The organism is Mesorhizobium sp. P2_A12 (genome assembly GCF_056405075.1).
In genome coordinates, this window is record NZ_JBFUCU010000020.1 from 86,491 (window position 1) to 92,490 (window position 6,000).

Annotated in this window: 4 protein-coding genes and 1 pseudogene; 3 read left to right on the top strand and 2 right to left on the bottom strand. The window is 58.6% G+C overall.

What is annotated here, in order from left to right; all coding sequences use genetic code 11:
* Nucleotides 1–235 precede the first annotated feature (235 nt).
* Nucleotides 236–538, bottom strand: coding sequence for a hypothetical protein (locus AC1DZU_RS29570; protein ID WP_477290223.1), 303 nt, complete (start codon nucleotides 536–538; stop codon nucleotides 236–238).
* 93 nt (nucleotides 539–631) lie between these two features.
* The gene (locus AC1DZU_RS29575; RefSeq protein WP_477290225.1) at nucleotides 632–856 is read right to left on the bottom strand and encodes a hypothetical protein; all 225 of its coding nucleotides are present in this window, start codon (nucleotides 854–856) and stop codon (nucleotides 632–634) included.
* Between the two features lie 778 nt (nucleotides 857–1,634).
* On the opposite strand from AC1DZU_RS29575, the gene AC1DZU_RS29580 reads away from it, so the two are divergent.
* The 3 genes and pseudogenes from AC1DZU_RS29580 to AC1DZU_RS29590 all read left to right on the top strand — a co-directional run.
* Complete coding sequence (locus AC1DZU_RS29580; RefSeq protein WP_477290227.1) at nucleotides 1,635–3,860, top strand: adenylate/guanylate cyclase domain-containing protein; 2,226 nt, start codon at nucleotides 1,635–1,637, stop codon at nucleotides 3,858–3,860.
* 714 nt (nucleotides 3,861–4,574) lie between these two features.
* On the top strand, nucleotides 4,575–5,732 hold the full coding sequence (gene ampH / locus AC1DZU_RS29585) for a D-alanyl-D-alanine-carboxypeptidase/endopeptidase AmpH (protein ID WP_477290228.1): 1,158 nt from the start codon (nucleotides 4,575–4,577) through the stop codon (nucleotides 5,730–5,732).
* Between the two features lie 153 nt (nucleotides 5,733–5,885).
* Nucleotides 5,886–6,000: pseudogene (locus AC1DZU_RS29590) on the top strand (IS630 family transposase); the annotation flags it as partial.

The following is a 6,000-nucleotide window of genomic DNA, read 5'->3' on the forward strand; positions in this document are numbered from 1 at the left end:
GATAGCTGTGGCTATCGTTCTGACCTTTATGGCAGCCAAAGGATTTGAGCTATCGACGCCAGATCCGATCGTGGCTCATACCTTCGAGAGGAACATCTGAGGCGCTACGCTAGGGCGCTGACTCCCTCAGCCTCAGCCTGCCATCATGCACAATGACGGGAAACCTACGACTACGATCCTATCTCGTTGGAATGACGAATGTAGGGCAGAACGCGCGCTGGGGCTCTAATTTGGTCTAGCCATGAATTAAATGAAAAAGAAGTTTCAATACGGGAATGACGAATATCAATATTAATACAACAATGTGAGAGCGCTTCATATTCACGTTTTTCGGCCCGGGCAGCGCGTTACCGGTCGAGACTTTATTGTAAAGAGCCACCATCCCAAACATTCCAATAAGGATGAGGAGAGCCAGTGGGAGCGCGTACGGCTTGAACCAAGCAGGAAAGAACGGTCTGCCGATCAAAAGAGGGAAAATCACCATGCTAGCAACAAGCATGATCGCACTGCGAAAGTCGAACCGTCGGAAACGTTCCATCTGCCCCTCCCAAGAACTTTTCTGGACAGATAAACCAAGGTCAACAGCTATTTGCCACGCAAAATAAGGTGAACGGACGGGCTTTTCGTATGGCTAGCACAAGCAGCAGATAGGAGCCATGCCGACCATCAGGAGGCAAGCGGACATGCCGATCATGTCGCGCTGGCTGTAGCGCCAGACGGCGCCAGGATGGGTGCGGCGAGGAACAACTTTCAGGTATGGGCGACTGAATTCGCAAATGCGATCGTCCGCCGTCACCCACCGCTTGAGATAGAAAACCAGGATGTAATGGTGCTTCTTAGGCTTGTTGTCGTGCACCCCATACACCCTTCACCCATGTCGCGTCCTATGTCGCACGGACTCGCCAATAGTCGCAGGAAGCCCCTGGAAATCAACGGTAGTGGTTTGCAACATGGCGCGACATGAAACGGGGTATGGACGCCCCTACCCCATGCGACAAACTACTCAATTTATTGAGGAAAGAAGTGGTACCGTTGGCTGGGATCGCCGTAGACCACAAGCCATTGTTTCTATTCGCTTTTTAACGACTTCAACAGCCGATTTGTATCACAATAGGTATCACAATATGTAGCACATTCACTGCTGCTTGGTGGGCGCAACCAGAGGTACGCGGTCGAAACCGCCGCTACATCCTCCTGCAATGTCGACTCTACGCTCCATCCTGCTTCTTTCCGCCGCGCCGAACTGACCGCCTATTGTCCAAAAAAGAACTTGGTAGGCCGGAGGGCGTGTTGAAATCATTGATTTCATTGACACTTTTTCGGAGGCCAAAATCAGAAATCTTCCCTTGTAGTTCCGCATGGTTCCGCGACGCCATAAAGTCGACTTTAGCTAACCCCAATGCCTCCTTTGCGAACATACGCACCTGTCTCGAGCACATTCGCATCCAAAATGACAGCGATAAGAACGCCCGCAACTTCGGCTATTGGCCCTGGCTGTGTGACACGTTTTGACACAACCAAGGCCCAAGGCGGACCCTTCGCAAGCGTCAGCTGGGACCTAGTGAGATCTTCTCATAGTGCCGGTTGTCCCATTTTCTGGTATGTAGACTGCCCACCCCGGGACCTAAGACCCGATGGACCGCAAGCTGGCAGCCATCCTCGCCGCCGATGTCGTCGGCTACTCGGCGCTCATGGAGCGCGACGAGAAAGGAACCCATGAGCGGCTGACGGCGGGCCGGAAAGAGCTGTTCGAGCCCGAGATCGCGCGACATCACGGGCACATATTCAAGCTGATGGGCGACGGGATGCTGGCCGAGTTCGGCTCGGTCGTCGATGCAGTAGAATGCGCGGTCAGCCTGCAGCGCGGGCTGGCGGAACGCAATGCCGACATTCCACAGGGCCAGCGCGTCCTGGTGCGCATCGGCATCAATCTCGGCGAGGTGATCGTCGAGGGCGAGGACCGTTTTGGTGAGGGGGTCAACATCGCAGCACGGCTCGAACAGCTGGCTGATCCCGGCGGCATTTGCGTGTCGGGCAAGGTGGCCAAGGAAGTCGAGAAGAAGCTCGCCTTCGGCTTCGAGCCGATGGGCGAGCAGAAGGTCAAGAACATCGTCGAACCCGTGTTGGCTTTCCGCGTCAAGCTCGACGGCGTGCCGCAGAGACGGACCGCAGCGATGGAAGCCAAACGCGTTTGGCCGTGGATGGCGGCCATGGCTGGAATCCTGCTTCTGGTCGCAGGCGCCTGGCTTATGTTGCGCGAAACTGCTTCCGTCGACGTCATTGCCACCAAACCGGCGGCATTGGATGGCAAGGCTTCACTCGTCGTGCTTCCCTTCGACAATCTCAGCGACGACAAGGAACAGGGTTACCTCGCTGACGGGATCACCGAGGATTTGACAACCGAGCTTGCTCGCGTGCCTGGCCTGTTCGTGATCTCGCGCAATGCCGCTTTCGCATACAGGGACAAGGCCACGCAGCCCGCCCAGATCGCCAAGGAACTGGGTATGCGCTACATCCTCGAAGGCAGTCTGCGGCGCGGTGGCGAGGATATGCGCGTCAACGCCCAACTGATCGATTCCTCGACCGGCGGCCATATCTGGGCCGAACGCTACGATGGCGCCTGGACCGATGTTTTCGCCTTGCAGGACAAGATCGTCGGCGAAATCGCCACGGCGCTCAAGCTGCGTCTGGTGGAAGGACCGCGCACTGCCGAGATCGCCGGCGGCACCGGCAATTCGGCGGCCTATGAGGCTTTCCTCCAAGGCCTTGAGCTCGAGTATCGCGGCACGCCCGAGGACATCGCGAAGGCGGCCACGTTTTTCCGCCAGGCGCTTGCCCTTGAGCCGGATTTCGGTCGAGCCACTGCCGAGCTTGCCTATCTGCATTGGGATGCAGCCGGCAACAATGCCAAGGAAAAGGCCCTAGGCCTATCGCATGACGAAACCCTATCTAAGACCCGTGCCTATCTCGACGAGGCGGCGAAGCATCCTTCGTCCGCCTATTACCGTGTTCTTGCCGACTTCCAGCTTTGGCGGCAGCAGTCGGACGAGTCCGTGGCCAATGTCCAACGCGCCATCGCACTCGATCCGAGCGATCCCGATAACTACCTGGAGATGAGCCTGGCGTTGATCTACAACGGCCGCGCCGCCGACAGCTTGGTCTTCCTCGACACGGCTATGCGCGTCGATCCCGGCTGGACCATCTTCCGCCGCTACCTGTCGGGATTGGCCCAGTTCAACATGGACCGCTTCGCCGAAGCCGTCACTTCCTTCGAGGCCATGGACCCGAAGTCCCCCGACTATTGGTCCACATATAGCGGTCTTGTGATGTCGATTGCCACCTATGGCCACCTCGGGCGCGGCGCCGATGCCGCGAGCGCCATGGCCAAGCTCAAGACCTATCCAATCGACACGAAAGACGGAACGCTTTCGATCCTCAGGATGCAGGGACTTTTCCCGTTCAAAAACTTCGCCGACACCGAACGCGTACAGGACGGCCTGCGCAGGGGGAGCATGATCGAACTACCCTTCGGCCTCGATCCCAAGTCGAAGGACCGACTGACCGGGGCCGAGATCAGAAAGCTCATATATGGTCACGAAACGATAAGCCGGCAGCTAGGAACTAATCTTCCCGGCTGGTCGCACACCGACGCCGAGACTGGCCAGATAAACGTCAAGATCGGCGATTGGTCGGATTCCGGGCCGACCTGGATCGAGGGGGACACCATGTGTTTTTCCCTGGCGGCTGAGCTGAGGACTTGTGCGGTCGTCTACCGCAATCCCGCAGGCTCCTTCGAGGAAAAGAACGAATACATTTTCTATCAGCCCTGGCAAATTTTCGAGTTTTCGGTCGTGAACTGAGGGAGGAGCCGTCAGTTGCCAATCTCAGAAGAAGGCGAACCTTCGTGCGGCCGCCTGAAACCTGAATGTCGACTTCTGGCGCATCGTGGTGCCGACGATGCTGCTTTCAGGAAGCGGCGAAATTGATCTCTACGACCCGTGCGGCGCGTTGCTAGTCGGCAGCCTAAGGGCCGGCACTGGACGGTCCGCTATTGGGCCAAGTCCAGGTGATAGCTGCCATTCGGCAACCGACCTCCTCCGAGACATTCATTGGCTTGAGTGCGGCATCACAAACCGAACACACGCCTTCGTGAACCGCGGGCGAGGGCGATACGAACGATACCAATGACGTCGTTGTCGTCGGAGTTCATGGGTTTGACGTCGATCGCGTTCGAGTAGGGTAGAGCAATCGTTGCGTGGAAGGTCTGATATCAGGAACGCTTTTTCGCGCAGTGCGGGCAGAGAGCGAACGCGGAGGACCGCAGGCTTCCCGTTCAGTGAGGCACAGACGCCCGACATCCAGGCGGCGGCCCCTAGGATGATATCGCCAGAGCTTCCACAGGGTCTCGCCGAGCTTGTCCAGCGCCCTCGACCGCCGGCTCGACCCCGTTCCTATGATCCACTCGTGGATAGCGGTTCAACCGTCGCCGGCATTTCTCGAACCTGTCCGGATGGCTATTTGCTGTTGTTACACCGTGTTAGGTTTCATGGCGTCCCAGTAGAAGGATAAGGCTGATGTGCCTGTCACGTTTATGCCGACCGATAGCTTCGGCCGTGCCAGCCCTTGCGGCGATCATACTTTCCTCGCCGACACAGGCCGAGGATAGACTGCTTGCAGAAGCCCTTCAGTTTCACGGTACGATCCTCAATCTCACCACCAAGGTCCCCGGCTTGGTGGTGGGCGCCGTGCGCAACGGCGAGAGCGCTTTCGCCGGTTTTGGCGAGATCGCCGATGGAACCGGCAAGGAGCCGGACCGCGACACGATGTTCCGCATCGGCTCGGTGAGCAAGGTCTTCTGCGGCGGGGTGCTTTCCTCCCTCGCCATCGAGGGCAGGCTCAAGCTCACCGACGCGCTTCAAGATCGGCTGGGCTATGACGTCGAGCTGCCACGGATAGACGCGCGGGAGCTGCGGATCATCGATCTAGTCACACAATCGTCCGGCCTGCCGCGCGAGGTACCGACGCCCGTCGCGCCACCCGAGGATCCCTTCTCGCTAAACACTCGGGAGGCGCAGATCGCGGCTCTGAAAGAGAACCCGCTACTCTTTGCGCCCGGCACCTCCGTGCTCTACTCCAACTTCGGCTACGACCTGCTCGGCGCAGCACTCGCCAACGTTGCGGGCAAGCCCTATGCCGAGCTGCTAAAGGAGCGCATACTCGACCCTATCGGTATGAAGGACACCGTCTTCAACCCTCGGCCCGGTGACAAGGCGCGGCTGATGCAAGGCCACTTTTTCGATGGGAGCGCCATGCCGACGGCGCCGACGCCGGTGAGCATCGAATGCGCGGGCGGCCTCTACTCGACTGCGAACGACATGCTGCGTTGGATCGCTTGGCATGTAGACACCAAGCCCTCGGCAGCCAATGCGGAACTGCGCCTCATGAATCACGCCGCCTTTCTCTATCGAGACGGGCTGAAGTCGGTCGTAGGGCTTGACGATGGCGGGCCGATGGACGCGATGGGGCTAGGATGGGTGATTACTTTGCCTGATGACAACCGTCCTTTGATCCTTGAGAAGAGCGGCGGCTTACAAGGGACGTTCAGCTATGTCGCCATAGCGCCGACCCGCGGCGTGGGCGCCTTTTTCGTGATGAACGAGTTCAATGCGGCGGCGTTCGAAGCCGCCGTCAAGATGACCAACGATCTCGTCATGGACCTGGCGCCACGCTAGACGCGGAGAGTAGCCCTACGAGGGACGCCAGCACGAGGCCCGGAGCGCGAGCCCAACCCTAGAGCGGTTCACGCTTTGATGGAATCGAAGGGGATTCCCGATTTGTCGGTTGTGTGATKCAAGATGCTGGCTGGGAATGGAGGCCAGCATCTGATGACCCGACCTCTTTCCAATGATCTTCGCGAGCGGGTTGTAGCGGCGGTTTTGGGTGGTGAAAGCCGCCGATCTGCCGCCAAGCGGTTTGGCATTTCGATTTCGGCCGCGGTGA